The organism is Streptomyces sp. B21-105 (assembly GCF_036898465.1).
Lineage (GTDB): Bacteria > Actinomycetota > Actinomycetes > Streptomycetales > Streptomycetaceae > Streptomyces.
The window spans coordinates 3,216,641-3,233,586 of record NZ_JARUMJ010000001.1 but is presented as its reverse complement, the minus strand read 5'-3'; the positions used below and the strand labels follow the sequence as shown (position 1 = coordinate 3,233,586).

At 72.3% G+C, this 16,946-nt stretch carries 13 protein-coding genes; 5 read left to right on the top strand and 8 right to left on the bottom strand.

Annotated elements, in window-relative coordinates; all coding sequences use genetic code 11:
* The first annotated feature begins 117 nt into the window (after window positions 1-117).
* Together QA802_RS14555 and QA802_RS14550 are read left to right on the top strand one after the other, a co-directional pair.
* Entirely contained in the window at window positions 118-1,128 is a 1,011-nt protein-coding gene (locus QA802_RS14555; protein ID WP_334522133.1) for an aldo/keto reductase, read from the top strand.
* 25 nt (window positions 1,129-1,153) lie between these two features.
* Window positions 1,154-1,750 carry a TetR/AcrR family transcriptional regulator gene (locus QA802_RS14550; protein ID WP_334522130.1) on the top strand — a complete coding sequence of 199 codons (597 nt, stop codon included), beginning with the start codon at window positions 1,154-1,156 and terminating at the stop codon, window positions 1,748-1,750.
* Between the two features lie 48 nt (window positions 1,751-1,798).
* On the opposite strand, the gene QA802_RS14545 is transcribed toward QA802_RS14550, so the two are convergent.
* The 4 genes from QA802_RS14545 to QA802_RS14530 form a co-directional block, all read right to left on the bottom strand.
* Complete coding sequence (locus QA802_RS14545; protein WP_334522127.1) at window positions 1,799-2,311, bottom strand: hypothetical protein; 513 nt, start codon at window positions 2,309-2,311, stop codon at window positions 1,799-1,801.
* A gap of 388 nt (window positions 2,312-2,699) precedes the next feature.
* The gene (locus tag QA802_RS14540; RefSeq protein ID WP_334522124.1) at window positions 2,700-3,713 is read right to left on the bottom strand and encodes an AraC-like ligand-binding domain-containing protein; all 1,014 of its coding nucleotides are present in this window, start codon (window positions 3,711-3,713) and stop codon (window positions 2,700-2,702) included.
* Between the two features lie 155 nt (window positions 3,714-3,868).
* On the bottom strand, window positions 3,869-4,090 hold the full coding sequence (locus QA802_RS14535) for a hypothetical protein (protein WP_306952399.1): 222 nt from the start codon (window positions 4,088-4,090) through the stop codon (window positions 3,869-3,871).
* 147 nt (window positions 4,091-4,237) lie between these two features.
* Window positions 4,238-5,728 (bottom strand): MFS transporter, encoded by a 1,491-nt coding sequence (locus QA802_RS14530; RefSeq protein ID WP_443042110.1) that lies wholly within the window; start codon window positions 5,726-5,728, stop codon window positions 4,238-4,240.
* A gap of 213 nt (window positions 5,729-5,941) precedes the next feature.
* Between QA802_RS14530 and QA802_RS14525 the strand changes: the two genes are divergently transcribed.
* Window positions 5,942-6,865 carry a helix-turn-helix transcriptional regulator gene (locus tag QA802_RS14525; RefSeq protein ID WP_334534634.1) on the top strand — a complete coding sequence of 308 codons (924 nt, stop codon included), beginning with the start codon at window positions 5,942-5,944 and terminating at the stop codon, window positions 6,863-6,865.
* On the opposite strand, the gene QA802_RS14520 is transcribed toward QA802_RS14525, so the two are convergent.
* The gene (locus tag QA802_RS14520; RefSeq protein WP_334522120.1) at window positions 6,855-8,300 is read right to left on the bottom strand and encodes an MFS transporter; all 1,446 of its coding nucleotides are present in this window, start codon (window positions 8,298-8,300) and stop codon (window positions 6,855-6,857) included. The genes QA802_RS14525 and QA802_RS14520 overlap by 11 nt on opposite strands.
* A gap of 109 nt (window positions 8,301-8,409) precedes the next feature.
* On the opposite strand from QA802_RS14520, the gene dusB reads away from it, so the two are divergent.
* Window positions 8,410-9,552 (top strand): tRNA dihydrouridine synthase DusB, encoded by a 1,143-nt coding sequence (gene dusB / locus QA802_RS14515; protein WP_334522118.1) that lies wholly within the window; start codon window positions 8,410-8,412, stop codon window positions 9,550-9,552.
* Between the two features lie 66 nt (window positions 9,553-9,618).
* On the opposite strand, the gene QA802_RS14510 is transcribed toward dusB, so the two are convergent.
* The 3 genes from QA802_RS14510 to QA802_RS14500 all read right to left on the bottom strand — a co-directional run bounded on the left by QA802_RS14510 (window position 9,619) and on the right by QA802_RS14500 (window position 15,400).
* Complete coding sequence (locus tag QA802_RS14510) at window positions 9,619-11,307, bottom strand: alkaline phosphatase family protein (RefSeq protein WP_334534632.1); 1,689 nt, start codon at window positions 11,305-11,307, stop codon at window positions 9,619-9,621.
* Between the two features lie 558 nt (window positions 11,308-11,865).
* A complete protein-coding gene (locus tag QA802_RS14505) occupies window positions 11,866-13,818 on the bottom strand; it encodes an amylo-alpha-1,6-glucosidase (RefSeq protein ID WP_334522117.1) in 1,953 nt (650 codons plus the stop codon).
* A 22-nt stretch (window positions 13,819-13,840) separates the two neighbouring features.
* A complete protein-coding gene (locus QA802_RS14500) occupies window positions 13,841-15,400 on the bottom strand; it encodes an MGH1-like glycoside hydrolase domain-containing protein (RefSeq protein WP_334522116.1) in 1,560 nt (519 codons plus the stop codon).
* A 150-nt stretch (window positions 15,401-15,550) separates the two neighbouring features.
* Here QA802_RS14500 and QA802_RS14495 point away from each other — a divergent pair, with 150 nt between their 5' ends.
* Window positions 15,551-16,750, top strand: coding sequence for an ROK family protein (locus QA802_RS14495; RefSeq protein WP_334534630.1), 1,200 nt, complete (start codon window positions 15,551-15,553; stop codon window positions 16,748-16,750).
* Window positions 16,751-16,946: the final 196 nt, after the last annotated feature.

Below are 16,946 nucleotides of genomic sequence, written 5' to 3'. Positions count from 1 at the left end.
CGTCGACCGGACGGACTACGGCGGGGCCGAGGCCGGCGGCATCGCGACAAGTGACGGATAGCAGATGACAGATGACAGATATTGAAATCTGTCATCCATCATGCAAAGCTGATGCGCATGACGATGCGAACCCGCTCCCTCGGCCTCACCGGTCCCCAGGTCTCCGCTCTCGGCCTCGGCTGCATGGGCATGTCCGCGCTGTACAGCGGCGGGGACCGGGCCGAGGGGATCGCGACCATCCACGCCGCCCTCGAGGCCGGCGTGACCCTGCTGGACACCGGCGACTTCTACGGCATGGGCCACAACGAGCTGCTGATCGGCGAAGCGCTGCGCACCGCACCCGCCGCCCGTCGCCAACAGGCTCTGACCAGTGTGAAGTTCGGCGCCCTGCGCGGGCCGGACGGCTCCTGGTCCGGCTACGACGGCCGGCCCGCAGCCGTGAAGAACTTCGCCGCCTACTCCCTCCAGCGCCTGGGGGTCGACCACATCGACGTCTACCGCCTCGCCCGGCTCGACCCCGACGTGCCGATCGAGGAGACGGTCGGCGCGATCGCCGAACTCGTCGAGAAGGGGTACGTCCGGCACATCGGCCTCAGCGAGGTCGGTGCCGAGACCATCCGCAGGGCCGCCGCCACCGCCCCGATCGCCGACCTGCAGATCGAGTACGGGCTGATCTCCCGCGGCATCGAGAAGTCGATCCTGCCGGCCACCCGTGAACTGGGAATCTCGATCACCGCGTACGGCGTGCTGTCACGCGGGCTGATCTCCGGGCACTTCACCGCCGACCGCAAGCTCGCCGCGAACGACTTCCGGCTCTACTCGCCCCGCTTCCAGGGCGACAACCTCAAGCACAACCTGAACCTGGTGGAGGCCCTGCGGAAGATCGCCGGGCAGAAGGGCGTCTCCGTCGCCCAGATCGCGATTGCCTGGGTGCTGGCCCAGGGCGAGGACATCGTGCCGCTGATCGGCGCGCGGACCAGGGAGCGGCTCGCGGAGTCGCTGGGCGCGCTGGACGTCGTCCTGGACGCCGGCGACCTCGCCGCGATCGAGGAGGCCGTCCCGGCCGACGCGGCCGCCGGCGAGCGCTACGCGGCCGCCGCGATGGCCCACCTCGACAGCGAGCGCTGACCCGCCCTCCGGGTACGGTCTGAGCATGCCACCGACCACCGAGACCCTGACCGCCGAGCGCATCCTCGAGGCGACCGAGGAGGTGCTGCGCCGACACGGCCCGGCCAAGGCCACCGTGGTCGACGTGGCCCGCGCGCTCGGCGTCAGCCACGGCAGTGTCTACCGGCACTTCCGCACGAAGGCCGCGCTGCGGGCGGCGGTCACGAAGCGGTGGCTGGACCGTACGTCGGAGACCCTGTCGGCCATCACCGCCGACACGTCACGGGCCCCGGAGACCCGGGTGCGCGACTGGCTCGCGGCACTGTTCGAGGCCAAGCGCCGCAAGGCAGGTGACGACCCCGAACTGTTCGCCACGTACATGGTGCTGACCGGGGAGACCGGTGACGTGGTCGACGAACACCTCGCCGACCTGACCGGCCAGCTGACCCGGATCATCGAGGCGGGAGTCGCGTCCGGCGCGTTCACCGCCCCCGACCCGCGGGCCGCCGCCCGGGCCGTCTTCCACGCCACCGGCCGCTTCCACGACCCCGGCTACCACCGGGTGTGGGAGCGGCCGGGCGTCGAGGACGACTTCACGGCCGTGGTCGACCTGCTGCTGCGGGGGCTGCGGGCCTCCTCCTGAGGCTCGCGACCGTCCCCGCCGCCGCTCGGTCACACGTCGGAGATTCGGTCACATGTCGGAGATGTCGAGCGTGCTCACCAGGATGGCCGAGGTGTCGTGCTCCCAGACGACGAAGAACTTGCCGGGCGCGTACTCGTCGGCCATCGGGTAGGCGTCCCAGCCCGCGCCGTCGTCGGCCGGAGTCGGGTCGTTGGGGCCGGCGGGGTCGGCGAACTGCTTGCTGCTTCCCCAGACGCCGTCGGCGCTCCTGACCCGGTAGTTCAGAATCTGCCGCACCGGGTCGGTGTTGGTGTTGTAGATCGTCAGATACCGGCCGGCGCTGTCCTTGGTGAAGTAGCTCTTGGAGTCGTTGCTGGGCACGTTGGTGTCCGTGGCGAACGGGCTCCAGGTCATGCTGACGTTCGTGCCGGTGATGGCGACGGTGCCGGTGGCGGTCAACGCGAACGTCGCTGTTCCCGGCACGGAGGGAGTGCTGCGGGCGACCAGGAGCAGCTGGTTCGGGTCCTCCTTCGAGACGACGAGTTGCGGTTCGCCGGGCATGTTGGCGTTCGGGTTGGCCACGGCGGGGCCGGCCGTCCAGTCCTTTGAGGTTCCAGGAGTACAGCACTCCGTTCTCCCTGCCCGACGACCAGTACGGCATGACATAGAGGTTGTTGGCCATCTGGACGGGGCGTCCGGCGAGGGCGAGGTTCTGCTTGCCGGGGGCGGTCTTGTCGGCGGTCGGGTTCAGCGGCAGGTTGACGGTGAAGTCGTGCCGGTGAGCGAGGAGGCGGTGAGCAGGGGCGCGGTCAGCAGTGCGGCGGCCGCCAGGGCGAGGGCATCCGGAAGGCCCTACCCGTGGAGGACTTCTCTCGACTCGGGTGAAACCCGCGTGTTCACCACGACTTCAGCATGCGGGGCGGTCCGGAGGCTGTCATCAACAGGGAGTGGACAGTTGGTTGGGGTGCGTCTACTCCTCCTCCGGCAAAGTCGTCAGCGCCAGCAACCGGTACTCCGTGGGAGACATCCCGTACCGGGCGCGGAAGGCGCGGGTGAAGTCGGAGGCACGGGGGATGCCCCAGCGGGTGCCGATGATGTGCACCGGCGTGGTGTGCAGCGTGGGGTTCGCCAGATCGCGGCGGGCGCCCGCCAGCCGTTGACCCCGGATCCAGGCCGCGACCGTCTCGCCCGTCCCCTCTTCCTGGAAGAGCCGGTGCAGATAGCTGAGGGAGATGTGGTGCGCGGCGGCGACGACGGGCGGCCGCAGCTCCGGGTCGTGCAGGTGCTGCCGGATGAACGCCCGTATCCGGGTGACCGTCATCCGGCGGTGGGCCTCCGGCGACAGCGCGGCCTCGGCCTCCAGCTCCTGGGCGAGCCACGCCGACAGCAGGTCGACCAGGACCATGCCCAGGCGCGGCGCGTCCGACGGCTGGAGGAAGGCGACCTGCTGGTCGAGGCCGGTGAGGAAGCCCGTCAGCAGGGCGCCCGTTCCCTGCCGCCCCGACAGCCGCCTGCCCAGCAGCTCCCGGACCCGGGCCGGCGGCAGCGGCAGCAGCGCCCTGGGGACCTCCACGCCCACCCCGGTGAGCAGGGGGACGTCCTGTCCGGACGACGGCTGCATGCCGTAGGGCTCGACGACGTACGGGCGTGAGCTGTCGGACAGCCACAGATCCTGCGGGCCGTACGTGTCGGACCGCCCCACGTGGTCGAAGCCGAGCCCACCGCCCAGCACCAGCGACAGGTGGTACTCCTCGGGATCGGACTGGCGCACCAACCGCGCGGTGCGCCGGTACCGCGTCGGCGCCATCCGGATGGGCCACACCCGCACTGCCCCCAGTTCGAGCAGCCGCTGCTCCGCCCGGAAGTCCGCGGCGTAGTCACTGCTGATGTCGCTGGGCGCGATCGTGCGGTCCATCAGCTGACGCCAGTACTCGAACCTGTCCGCCACCGGCACGTCCGCGGTGCGGAACGCCGTCCCGATCATTGCGCCCCTGCTCTCCACCCGATTTCCGGGGGCCCTTCCCGGCCCCAGCGGAGGGTACTTCAGCTTTCAGGCCGCGGTTCCGGGGACCCCGGACGACGTCAACTCGCCGCCGCACAGCGCCAGAAGTCCCGCATGACCGTCGGAACGCCCGGAAGTCATCGCGGCTCGCCGCCGCCTCCCGAGGGATCCACGGTCGCCTGGTGCTCCGTGGCGAGATGCTCCTCCGCCTTCAGCCAGGGCAGGAACTGCGCCCCCGTGCGCCAGCCGCACGTCTCGCAGCTGATGGTGCGCTGCACGCCCGCGCGCCGCACCCGGACGACGTGCCGCCGGCCGTGCTGGTCGAAGCGGCTCACCTTGCTCGTGTTGCTCTCCGGCATGACGTCTCCCAGCGTCCGAGGACAGTGCGCTGCCCCTGCGAGGGCCTCTCGGAGTGTGCAGCACGACCAACATCAACAGGGATTCCGGGGTGACGACTTGACCAAGCCGTTCTCCGACCTCTCCACGGCGTCCACGCCCGGCCGGCCTCAGCCCACCTTACGGGGCAGCCGCAGACTCAGCAGCCCCGTAACGGCGACCCCGGCCAACTGCACGGCCAGCGTGGTCAGCAGGGCGTCCCGCATGCCCATCGCCGGGACCAGGGAGAGGAACAGGGTGCCTAGGGTGGCCACACCCAGGGCCAGCGAGGCCTGTTGGGTGGTCACCATCACGCCGCTGCCGACGCCCGCCCGGGCCGGCGGCACCTCGGACATCACGATCCGCATCACGACGGGCAGTTGGAGCGCCTGCCCGGCGCCGGCGACCGCCGCGCCCGGCAGCAGTTCGACGAAACCGACGTCCGGCCAGTCGGCGCGCACCGCCAGCACGATCAGCACGACGCCCACGCCCTGCAGCACCGCACCCGCGGTCACCACCCGCGCCCCGAACCGTGCCACCAGGCGCGGTCCGGCCAACGAGGCGAGGAAGAACGTCAGCGCCATCGGTGCGAGCGCGAGACCGGCCCGCACCGGACCCAGCCCCGCCCCGCTCTGCAACGCCACCGCGATCACGAACATGAACCCGCTGAAGCCGACCGCGAGCGGCGCCATGATCGTCAGGCCGCGCCGCAGGGTGGTCAGGGCGAACAGGCTCGGCGGGACCAGCGGCGTGCGGCCCTGCCGGTCGGCTCGCCGTTCCACGGCATAGAACGCGCCGGTGACCAGCGGGAACGCGGCCAGCGACAGCCAGGTCCACAGCGGCCAGCCTGCCGCCCTGCCCTCGGTGAGCGGGGCGAGCAGAGTGAGGAGCGCGGCGGCGAGGAGCACGGTGCCGGCTCCGTCCACGGGCTCCGGGCGCTGCGAGCGGGTCTCCGGGACCGTACGGACGGCAAGCAGCAGCCCGACGATCACGAAGGGGACGTTGACCAGGAACACGGACCGCCAGCCGCTGCCGGCGATGTCCGCGGCGACCAGCACACCGCCCAGGATCTGGCCCGCCACCATCGACAGCCCGGCGGTCGCGCCGTACAGGCTCATCGCCTTGGCGCGGCGCGGGCCCTCGGTCGCGGACTGGATGGTGGCGAGCACCTGCGGCACCATCGCGGCGGCCGACGCGCCCTGGACGACCCGGGCCGCGACCAGCGACCACGCGTCGGGAGCGAGCCCGCAGGCCAGCGAGGTCAGGCCGAAGGCGGCCATGCCGCCCAGGAAGAGCCGTCGCCGGCCGAACAGGTCGCCGAGGCGTCCGCCGAGCACGAGCAGCACCGCGTACGCGAGTCCGTACCCGGCGACGACGAGTTCGAGGACGGACTCGCTCGCGGCGAGGTCCCGGCCCATGGTGGGCAGGGCGACGTTGACGATGAAGAAGTCGATGAGGGGGAGCGCCGCGCCGAGCAGTACCGTGAACAGCCCGAGCGGGCCGAGGGCGTGGTCCGGCGCCGGGGCGCCGGCGCCCCGGGCCCTGGAAGCGGAGGCGGAGGCGGAGGCGGGGACGGAGGTCGAGGTCGAAGTTGGGGTTGAGGTCGAGGTTGTCTGGGTCACGCTGCCGAGCCTGCGCGGCACGTCAAACGGGTACCAGAGTCTCCTTATCCTGGTACAAGGAGTACCTGGCAACAGGATCCGCGCGGCGGCAGGCTGGGAGACATGACGACCATGGCCCAGGAGACGACGACGAACCCCACGACCACCGGCACGGCCGGGACGGCGGGGACCAATGGTCCGGCGGGGACGGCCGGGACAACCGGGACAACCGGGATGACTGGGACGGCCGGGACGGGTGAAGCGGAGGGTGGTTCGGAGATCCGGCGTCACGAGCTGGCCGCCTTCCTGCGCAGCCGCCGCGAGCGCATCACGCCCGAGCAGGTCGGCCTGCCGCGCGGCGCGCGCCGTCGGACGCCCGGGCTGCGCCGCGAGGAGGTCGCCCATCTCTCGGCCGTCGGCGTCACCTGGTACACCTGGCTCGAGCAGTCCCGTGACATCCATGTCTCGGTCCAGGTGCTGGACGCCCTCGCCCGCACCCTGCTGCTCGACCCGAGCGAACGGGCCCACCTCTTCCAGCTGGCCGGCGCGACCGACCCGACGCCCGCCTCCTCCTGCGCCGGCGTCACCGACGCGATGCGTCTGCTGCTCGACCAGCTCGACCCGCTCCCCGCCTGCGTCCAGAACAGCCGCTACGACATCCTGGCCTACAACCGCACCTACGCCCATCTGCTGTGCGACCTCGACGCGATCCCTCCGGAGGACCGCAACTGCATGGTCCTCATCCACACCCATCCGCAGTGGCGCGAGTCGGTCGTCCACCTCGAGGCGTCCATGCGTCTGATGGCCGCGAAACTCCGCGCGTCGATGGCCGGTCACCTCTCCGAGCCCGCCTGGAAGATGCTGGTCGAGCGACTGCAGGCGGAGTCACCGGAGTTCCGCGAGAACTGGGAGCGTTACGAGGTCGTGGTGGGCCGCAGCAAGACCAAGGAGTTCCGCAACCCGCACGTCGGCCTCCTCACCCTCACCCACTCCGACTTCTGGCTGAGCCCGGAACACGGGGCGCGCATGGTGACGTACACCCCGGTGGACGAGGAGAGCCGGGAACGCCTGGAGAAGCTGTACGCCCACGCCCACGCCCAGGCCGCGGTCGGCCAGGGCGCGGTCGGTCAGGGCGCGGTCGGCCAGGTCAGGCGCTGACGCCCGCCGCCTCGCGGACGTCCGGGGCCTCCAGTTGTTCCGCGGTGCGCTCGGCCGTGCGCCGGGCCCACGGCCCGGTGGTCAGCGCGCCCAGGACCAGGACGGCCGCGCCGCAGCCGGTGAGGATCCACCAGCCGGGGACGGCGGCCTCGGTGAAGCTCGTGCGGTACGACGACGCGCTCACGCCCGCCGCCAGGACCGCGCCGATCACCGCGACGCCGAGGGTCTGGCCCAGCTGGCGGCTGGTGGAGGCGACCGCCGCCGCAACCCCCGCCTGACTGCGCGGCATGCCCGACACCGCCGTGTTGGTGATGGGCGCGTTCACGAACCCGAAGCCCACCCCGAACAGCACGTATCCGAGGAGCAGCGTCGCGTCGGACGTCTCCGCGTCGAACAGGGCGAAGAGCAGCCCGCTGAGCGTCATCGCCGTACCCGCGATCACCAGCGGCAGCCGCGGGCCGCGGGTGCCCACCAGCCGGCCCGACAGCGGGGCGCACAGGAACGTCGGCACCGCCATCGGGAGCATCCACAGTCCCGCGTGCAGGGCGTCGAGGCCCCGCACGTTCTGCAGGTACAGCGTCGACAGGAACAGGAACCCGCCCAGCGCTGCGAACGCGCTGATCGCGACGACGGTCGCCCCGCTGAACGGAGCCGAGCGGAAGAACCGCAGGTCGATGAGGGGTTCGGTGCGGCGCGGCTCGTACCACAGCAGGCCCAGCAGCGCGGCGACCGCGACGGCGGCGAAGGGACCGCTGGTTCTCGAGCCCGCCCCCGGAGCCTCGATGATCGCGTACGTCAGACTGCCGAAGAGGACGATGATCAGCAGCTGGCCGACCGGATCGGGGCGGCGGGCCTTCGGCGCACGCGACTCGGGGACGTACCGCAGCGTCGCCAGCAGGGCCGCCAGACCGACCGGCAGGTTGATCCAGAAGATGGAGCGCCAGCCCACCGACTCCACCAGCAGTCCGCCCAGCAGCGGGCCCGCGGCCATCGAGATGCCCACCACCGCACCCCACACGCCGATCGCGCGGGCGCGCTCGCGCGGGTCGGTGAAGGTGTTGGTGATGATCGACATGGCGACCGGGTTCAGCATCGAGCCGCCCACCGCCTGCACCATCCGCGCCGCGACCAGCAGTTCGAGGTTCGGGGCGAGCGAGCACAGCAGGGAGCCGGCGGCGAACACGACCAGGCCGGCCATGAACACCTTCTTGCGGCCGATCCGGTCGGCGGTGGACCCGGCCAGCATCAGCAGCGCGGCCAGGACCAGGGTGTAGGCGTCGATCGTCCACTGGAGGCCGGCGGTGGTCGCGTGAAGGTCGCGCTGCATCGCGGGCAGGGCGACGTTCAGGACGGTGACGTCCAGGCTCACGATCAGCAGGCTCATACAGCAGATCGCGAGGACCAGCAGACGTCGGCGAGGGCTGAGCTCGGGCATGCGTTCTATCGTACGCCGATATCGATAGTGCGTCTAACTAATTAGTGGTCCAAGCTCTCGTGGGGAAACAAAAAGCCGGGTACCCCTTCGCATACGCGACAATGGAGCAATGTCCACGCCCGTGTCCCCCCTGCAGATCGGCCCGCACACCGTCCGGCCGCCCGTCGTCCTGGCCCCCATGGCCGGGATCACGAACGCGCCCTTCCGCACCCTGTGCAGGGAGTTCAGTGGCGGCAAGGGTCTGTTCGTCAGCGAGATGATCACAACCCGGGCGCTGGTCGAACGCAACGAGAAGACCATGCAGCTGATCCGCTTCGACGCGACCGAGAAGCCGCGTTCGATCCAGCTGTACGGCGTCGACCCGGCCACCGTCGGCAAGGCCGTCCGCATGATCGCGGAGGAGGACCTCGCCGACCACATCGACCTCAACTTCGGCTGCCCGGTCCCCAAGGTGACCCGCAAAGGCGGCGGCTCGGCCCTGCCCTACAAGCGGAACCTGCTGCGCGCGATCCTGCGCGAGGCCGTCAGCGGCGCCGGCGACCTGCCCGTCACCATGAAGATGCGCAAGGGCATCGACGACGACCACATCACCTACCTCGACGCGGGCCGCATCGCCGTCGAGGAGGGCGTGACCGCCATCGCCCTGCACGGCCGCACGGCCGCCCAGCACTACGGCGGCACGGCCGACTGGGAGGCGATCGCGCGTCTGAAGGAACACGTCCCGGAGATCCCCGTCCTCGGCAACGGTGACATCTGGTCGGCGCAGGACGCGCTGCGGATGGTGCGCGAGACCGGCTGCGACGGGGTCGTCGTCGGACGCGGCTGCCTGGGCCGGCCGTGGCTGTTCGCCGACCTCGTGGCCGCCTTCGAGGGCCGCCCGGACGACATCGCCGAGCCGCCGCTGCGCGAGGTCGCCGACGTCATGGTCCGCCACGCGACGCTCCTCGGCGAGTGGGCCGGCGACGAGTCCAAGGGCGTCGTCGACTTCCGCAAGCACGTCGCCTGGTACCTCAAGGGCTTCGCGGTGGGCAGCGAGATGCGCAAACGCCTCGCGATCACGTCCTCCCTCGCCGAACTGCGGGCCGGACTCGACGAACTGGACCTCGACCAGCCCTGGCCCGCCGGCGCCGACGGACCCCGCGGCCGCACCTCCGGCAACAACAGGGTCGTCCTCCCGGACGGCTGGCTGAAGGACCCGTACGACTGCGCGGGCATCAGCGAGGACGCGGAACTCGACACCTCGGGCGGCTGACACGTCCTTCGGCTGACACGTCCTTCGGCTGAAGAGGCGGGCCGCCCCCGGGCCCGTTCGCGCCGGTCAGCCGTTCGACGGGTGGGGGGTCGACCCGTAGGCGGTGAGGAACTTGTCGCGGAACGCGCTCATCTTCCAGACCGGGGCGTTGTGGGCCGGTTTGAGGCCGTCCGTCCAGTTCCAGCCGGCGATCTTGTCGAGGACCTTCGGGTCCCTGGCGACGAGGGAGATCGGCACGTCCCGGCTGGCGTTGTCGCCGCTGACCCTGGCTATCGGCTGGTGGTCGCCGAGGACGACCAGGACCGTGTCGTCGGTGCCGTAGCGCTCCAGCCACTGGGTGAGCGCGGTCACCGAGTACTGGATGGACTTGCCGTACTCCTCCTTGGACGCTGCGCTGTCGGCGATGACGTCCGACGCCTTCCTGCCGGCCTTCTCGATCCCCTCGAACACCGAGCCGTCTCCCATGGTGTCCCAGTCCACCATCTCCGGGATCGGGGCCCAGGGCTGGTGGCTGGAAGTCAGGATGATCTCCGACATCAGGGGCTTGTCGCGGTCGGTGCGGCCGTGCTCCAGCCGCTGGAACGCCTCCAGCGCGTACTGGTCGGGCATCGTCGACCAGCTGAACTTCGGTCCCTGGTAACCCATTTCGAAGGCGTTGTAGACGTTGTCCAGCCCGTAGTACTTGGCCTCCGGCCAGCCCTTCTGCACACCCGGCATCACGCCGACGGTGTCCCAGGCGCCGGTCTTCTTGAACGCCTTCGTCAACGACAGGTGGTCGCTGGCCATCGTCAGGCGGTAGCGCTGCTGGTTGTCGACCCACAGGCCGGACATCGTGGTGGAGTGGCCGAGCCAGCTGCCGCCGCCGTACGTCGCCGACGTCAGCCAGCCGCTCTTGGCGTGGAAGCCGGCCTTCGCCAGGGCCTGCGTGCTCGCGCCCAGCGTCTTGTCGACGCCCGGCGCCATGACCGGGTCCTCGATGGCGCTGCGGCCGTAGCTCTCGATGAACGTGAAGATCATGTCCTTGCCGCGCAGGTCCGGCACGAGCTGCTCGGGCGGGGTGGCTCCGAACGTGTCGTACCGGACCTCCTTGCCGAACGTGGCCTCGTCCCTGATGGTCTGCCGCACCTGCTGGGCCTTCTTCACCAGGGTGTCCGCGGTGCGGTACGAGGCGACAGGCACCCCCGTGTTCTGCAGGCCCACGACGGAGCAGGTGACCCATGCCGTGGCGGCGATCAGCGTCGCTTGCGTCGCCCGCCGCCTGTCGCGCGCCATCAGGTTGCTGATCCGGACCGCCGCCAGGGCCGTGAGCGCGAACAGCAGCACGAGGAGCACGACGAGGCCGACCGCGGCGCCCACCGCCGTCGCCCGGCCCATCGAGTCCGCCACGTAGGACTGGGCGTCGTCCAGCAGGCCCCAGTCCAGGACGAGGTCGAAGTCACGGCCCAGGTACTCCGTGAACTCCATGTCGAGCACGTTCACCACGGTCAGTGCGCCGAGAAGCACCCCGCCCAGCGCCGCGAGCACCGTCCGAGACCGGCGGGGCAGCGCCAGCAGCAGGGCCGCGCCGATGATCGCCTCCACGGGCAGCCGCATGAACCGGTCGACCTCGAGCCCGGCGATCCGGTTGGGCAGCAGCAGCGCCCCGAGCACGAGCCCGAACGCGAGGACGGTCACCGTCCACCACACCACCCGGGCGGCCCGGGGGTGCCGGCTCCGCCAGCGCCACCAGTGAGCCTCCGCGACTCCGTCCACCACCTCGTTCGCGGCTCCGCCATCGGCTTCCGAGGGTCCGGCGTCGGCTTCCGCGGCTTCGCCAACGGCTTCCGAGGGGTCGACATGGACTTCCGTGGCGTCCTCCGGGGTCTCCGTGGCTTCCCGCGCGGGCTGCGTGGCGATTCGTGAGGCGTCCTCCGGGACCTCCGCCGCTTTCGGCGGGGCTTCCGCGGCTTCCCCCGCGGCCTTCGTCGCTACCCCTGCGGCCCCCGCGGCCTCCGCCTGGCCGGGGTCGGCCGTCTCCGCGGTCCTCGCCGCCTCCTCCGCGGGTTCCGCCTGGGCGGTCGCGTCCGCCGGGGCCTCCTCGGGGTCTGTCGAGTCGGGCAGCGGGGATGAGGGGGTGGAGGTGGAGACAGGCACCCGAGGGTCCTTCCGTACGAAGCCTGGCGATCGGCGGATCCGAGGCGGGCCGGTTCCGCCACAGTTTCGTACGTCCTGCCCCCGGCCCGCGTTCAGCCCCCTCGGCCAGCGCTCGGCAAACACCGAGCAAACGCCACGCCAAAGACCTCCACCGCCACTCAGACCTCCACCGCCACTCGGCTACGCGCCGCCCACCGCCGTCAGCAGGGCCAGGGGCGCGGCGGCCGAGCGGGACTCCCGCGCGCACGCGTGCGGGTACGGCACCGGCTCCGCGTGAGTGTCGCGGCCGTAGCCCGCGAGGACCTCGGGGAGCCGGTGCCCCGTCGCGGCCGCCGCGTCGACCAGCGCGTGCGCGACCGCGCGGGCCTCGTCGTGCAGGCCGTAGCGGGCGAGGCCCAGCGCGATCAGCGCGTTGTCGTGCGGCCAGACCGAACCACGGTGGTAGGAGAGCGGGTGGTACGCCGGCTGCCCGGCGGCCAGCGTGCGCACGCCCCAGCCGGAGAAGAAGTCCGGCTCGAGCAGGCGCCGGCCGACCACTTCCCCGTACTCCTTGTCCAGCAGCCCGGACCACAGCAGATGCCCGGCGTCCGAGGCGAGCGCGTCCACCTGGCGGCCCGCGCCGTCCAGGGCGAGCGCCGGGAAGGACCGGTCCGGCATCCAGAAGTCCCGCTGGAAACGGTCGCGGAGGTGGGCGGCCGCCTGTTCCAGCAGGGCCGCGTACGACGCGTCGCCCCACACCGTGCGCGCCGTCCACGCCGTGCGGCGCAGCGCGTCGTAGGCGTAACCCTGGGCCCCGGCCGCCGTCACGGCCCCCGTCGCGCGGACGCCGTCGGCGGAGCAGATGGAGCCGGGGGAGTCCTTCCAGTTCTGGTTGGCCAGACCGCCCTGATCGGCCCGGTAGACCAGGTAGCCGCGGGTGGTGAGCCCGCCGTGGTCCAGCATCCAGCCGACCGCCGCCCGGGCGTGCGGCTCCAGCCGCCGGGCCAGCGCGGTGTCCGCGGTCCGTTCGACGTACGCGCCGAGCAGGACGAGGAACAGCGGGGTGGCGTCGACCGAGCCGTAGTACCGGCCGAACGGCACCTGCCCGAAGTGCGCGAGCTCGCCGTGCCGTACCTCGTGCACGATCTTGCCGGGCTGGGACACCGTCCGCGGCGACGCCTCGGTGGCCTGCGCCGCGGCCAGCGCCAGCAGCGTGGCGGCGGCCGTGCGGGGGCGGTAGGGGAGCGTGAAGAGGGAGGTGAGGAGCGCGTCGCGGCCCAGCAGGGTCAGGAACCAGGGAGCGCCCGCCGCCGGCACGCGCAACTCCTCGCCGTCCGGACCGCTCGCGCGGACCTGGAGCGCGGCAAGGTCCGCGAGACCGCGGGCGCAGGCGGCGGCCAGGTCGGGCCGGCCCGTGGGGAACGCCACCCCTTCCGTGAACTCGTTCCCCAGCGCCTGGAGTCGCCCGGCCACCGAGGCGGGCGAGCGAGGCACGCGCAAGGCCCGCCGCTCGCCGTGCGGCCGGGCCATCACCCGCAGGACCAGTTCGGCAGTGCCGTGCGGTTCCAGCTCCAGCCGCCACACCAGCCGGCGCGCCCCGGTGCCCGTCTCCTCCACACCGTCCGGCGCGGGCTCGGCCGTCACCGTCGTGCAGGACGCCCACGCGCCGCGCCGGTAGCCGAACTCCACACCGTCGTCGAGGATCCGGCGGCGGCGGACGGCACCGGTCTTCGCATATGTGCGGTGGTCGGCGCGTAGCTCGAACTGGTCGGCGAAGTCGGCGTCGGCGGTCACCGCGAGACATACCGTCGTCGCCTCCGGACGGTTGCTGACCACCCGCAGCGACTCCACGAACGAGCTGTCCCCGACGGCCTGTTCACGAAAGACCGTGCAGGACGGCGGTTCGTCCCGCCCGCCGCGCGGGACCAGCACGCACCGCGTGGCCGCCTCCCCGTCCGTCACCGGTGAGAGCGTCTCCGGCACGGTGCCGTCGACGGTCAGCTGCCACCGGCTGAGGTGCCGGGCGTCCCGGACGAACAGTCCCTCCGGGGACCCGGCGGAGGCGCCGGTCCCCCTCACTCCGCTGATGTCCCCGCGGTCGTCCACGGCGGCGAACGTCCCGCCGTACACGAGCAGATGACGCCGGTCCGTCATGCCGACTCCCCTCCCCTGGGTGTTACTGATCCGAGCCCGGCCCGTCCCGGTGGACGAGGTCGAGCGTGAGCGCGGCCGTCCAGCTGAAGCCGGTCGTGCCGCAGGCCTCGCCGGTGTACGGGTGCACGTACTCGGCGAAGTCCGAGGAGCCCGCGAGGTCGAGCACCGCCCGGCGCAGCGCCGCCGCCCCGGCGTGTTCGCCGTGCGCCGACAGACCCCGTTCCAGCAGCCAGCTCGTGTTGAACCAGGCCGGGCCGCGCCAGTAGCGGTGTGGGTCGAAGGCCTCGCCGAGCAGGTCGTAGCTGGGCACGAGGCGGGTGGTGGAGCCCAGCCCGAAGTGCGGGCCGTACAGGGTCCGTACGAGGGCGGCGGTGACCTCGTACGGCAGGCCGGGCAGCAGCAGCGGGACGAGGCCGGAGACGCCGCGCTCCGGCACGAGGCCCCCGCCGTTCAGGTCCCGGCAGAAGAACATGCCTTGCGCCGGATCCCACAGCCGCTCGACGAGCGCCGCCGTCAGCCGCTCCGCGCGCGCGCGGCGGGCCGCGCCCGTCGCCCCCAGCTCGTCCGCGATGTGCGCGAGGGCGTGCTCGGAGGCGATGAGCAGCGCGTTGAACGCGGGATCCTCGACGGCGAAACCGTCGCCATGGCCTGCGCCGATGCGGCCCCTGTCGGCGTAACCCGCGTCCCGGTAGCCCGCGTCCCGGTAGCCCGCGTCCCGGTAGCCCGCGTCCCGGTAACCCGCGTCCCGGTACTCCGTCGCCAGCCGGACGTACCGTCCGTAGTCCAGGTCCGTCGGACGGTCCTCGGCCGCCCCGTGGTCGAGGTCGGCGCGGCGGAAGGAGCGGGCGGGGGCGGGGGTGATCCGGGCGAGCGGGGCGTCCCAGCTCGGGGAGTTGTCCATGCCCTGCTCCCACGGGTGGACGACCGACGCCAGCCCGCCGCCCCCCAGATCACGCCGGTGCACCAGATAGCGGTGCCAGGCGGCGAGCCGCGGGTACACCCGGGCGAGGAAGCCGCGGGCCCGCGAGAGCCCCGGATCGGCGCGGTGCACCAGCCAGGCCGCGAGCGCGTGCACCGGTGGCTGCACGATGCCGGAGGTCTGTACGGTGCGCGGGGCGCCCGCAGCGCGCCCCGCGGTCGAGGAGCGCCAGAAGTCGGGGCTCGGGAAGTACGCGTCGAGCGGCACGGAGGAGTTGAAGACGATGTGCGGGATGCGCCCGTCGCCCCACTGGGCGTTCAGCAGCGTCTCCAGCTCGGTCTGCGCCCGGCGCGGCGACACGTGCCGCAGCCCGATGGCGACGAACGCCGAGTCCCAGGACCACTGGTGCGGATACAGGCGGCGCGAGGGAACCGTCGACGTGCCCGTCCAGTTGGCGTCCAGCACCGCCACCGCTCCGCTGCGCAGCGCACGGAGGGCGGCGGAGCCGCCGCCGACCGCGCCCGAGACGTCGGGGAGGCTCGCGCCGGTAGTGAGGCCTGTTCCGCCTGCGCCGCCTGCGCCGCCTGCGTCCCTCACGTCACTCGGGTCGCTTGCGTCGGCAGGCTCGGCCGCGCTGCCGACGAGCTGGACGGTGCGATCCACGCAGGCTCCCCGAAGACGACGAGACCACCGCGCGCGGCAGGGCTCGGAAGTGGCTACCGTAGGGTTACGTCTATTTAACACGCAGAACTCAATATGTAATGCGGGCTTGATGAACACAAGGGGGTGCGCATGACGGGACGAGGGGTGCGCATGGCGGGGCGGGGCCAGGGCAGCGCCGGCGATCTGCTCGAACTGGTGCGCACGGGCCGCGCGACGACCCGCGGAGCCCTCCAGCAGGCCACCGGACTCTCCCGTGCCACCGTGGGCCAGCGCCTGGACCGTCTGTTCCGCGCGGGCTGGCTGCGCGAGGGCGCCGGCGGCCCGGTGGACTCCCCACAGGGCGGCCGCCCCTCGATCACCCTCGAGTTCGACGACGCCCACGCGGTCGTCCTCGCGGCGGACCTGGACACCAGGCACGCGCGCGCCGCCGTGCTGACGCTGACCGGGGAGATCCTGGCCGAGTGCGGCGGCACGCTGGTCGTCGAGGACGGCCCGGACGCCGTGCTGGGCACGCTCGGCGGCTGGTTCGCCGACCTGCTGGAGAAGGCGGGCCGGCGGCCGGAGGAGATCTGCGGCATCGGACTCGGCGTCCCCGGCCCCGTGGACTCCGGGACCGGCCGGGTCGTCCAGCCGCCGATCATGCCGGGCTGGGACGGCTACGACATACGGGGCCGACTGTCCCGCGCCTTCACGGAACGGACCGGCGCGCCCGCCGGTGTCCCGGTCCTCGTCGACAACGACGCGAACCTCATGGCGTACGGCGAACAGCGCACCGGTCACCCCGACTGCACGGCGTTCGTGCTGGTCAAGGTGTCCACGGGCATCGGCGCCGGAGTGGTGGTCGACGGCGCGATCTTCCGTGGCGTGGACGGCGGGGCCGGCGACATCGGACACATCCGGGTGGACGCGGACGCGCTGTGCCGGTGCGGTTCGCACGGCTGCCTCGCGGCCGTCGCCAGCGGCGGCGCCGTGGCCCGCCGACTGGCGGATGCGGGGGTGCCGGCCGCGTCCGGCTCGGATGTGCGCGACCTGCTCGCCGCCGGGCACCCCGAGGCTGCCGCGCTGGCCCGCGAGGCGGGCCGCAGGCTCGGGGACGTCCTCGCGACGGTCGTGACGCTGCTCAACCCCGGGGTGCTGATGATCGCCGGGGATCTGGCCGGAACCGCCTTCCTCACCGGCGTACGCGAGCTGCTCTACCAGCGCGCGCTGCCCCGCTCCACGGCCCGGCTGGACGTCGTGACCTCGCGGTTGGGGGAGCGGGCGGGCCTGGTCGGGGCGGGCGCGCTGGTCGTGGAACACCTGTACGCACCCGAGCGGGCCGAGGCGCGGTTGCTGGCCCTGGGGGTGTGAGGGACGCTCGTGTGACGGGCGTTTCCTTCGCCCGGCTCCATCCGCGGAGGCGTCCGCATGGTGACATCGGGAGGTCCGAGGCAGCGTGATTCTCGCCACCCCTGAGGGGAGCAGTGCTCAGATGAGCGAATCCGGAGCGACTGCACTTCTCCAAGGGGTGGCACTGAGTGCCATCCCTTGATCGTTCATCGATCGA

Bases quoted from the DNA above. Each gene is read 5' to 3' on its own strand.
- QA802_RS14550 (WP_334522130.1), top strand. From the start codon at position 1,154: ATGCCACCGACCACCGAGACCCTGACCGCCGAGCGCATCCTCGAGGCG.
- QA802_RS14535 (WP_306952399.1), bottom strand. From the start codon at position 4,090: ATGCCGGAGAGCAACACGAGCAAGGTGAGCCGCTTCGACCAGCACGGC.
- QA802_RS14520 (WP_334522120.1), bottom strand. From the start codon at position 8,300: ATGCCCGAGCTCAGCCCTCGCCGACGTCTGCTGGTCCTCGCGATCTGC.
- QA802_RS14555 (WP_334522133.1), top strand. From the start codon at position 118: ATGACGATGCGAACCCGCTCCCTCGGCCTCACCGGTCCCCAGGTCTCC.
- QA802_RS14495 (WP_334534630.1), top strand. From the start codon at position 15,551: ATGGCGGGGCGGGGCCAGGGCAGCGCCGGCGATCTGCTCGAACTGGTG.
- QA802_RS14525 (WP_334534634.1), top strand. From the start codon at position 5,942: ATGACTGGGACGGCCGGGACGGGTGAAGCGGAGGGTGGTTCGGAGATC.
- dusB (WP_334522118.1), top strand. From the start codon at position 8,410: ATGTCCACGCCCGTGTCCCCCCTGCAGATCGGCCCGCACACCGTCCGG.
- QA802_RS14505 (WP_334522117.1), bottom strand. From the start codon at position 13,818: ATGACGGACCGGCGTCATCTGCTCGTGTACGGCGGGACGTTCGCCGCC.
- QA802_RS14540 (WP_334522124.1), bottom strand. From the start codon at position 3,713: ATGATCGGGACGGCGTTCCGCACCGCGGACGTGCCGGTGGCGGACAGG.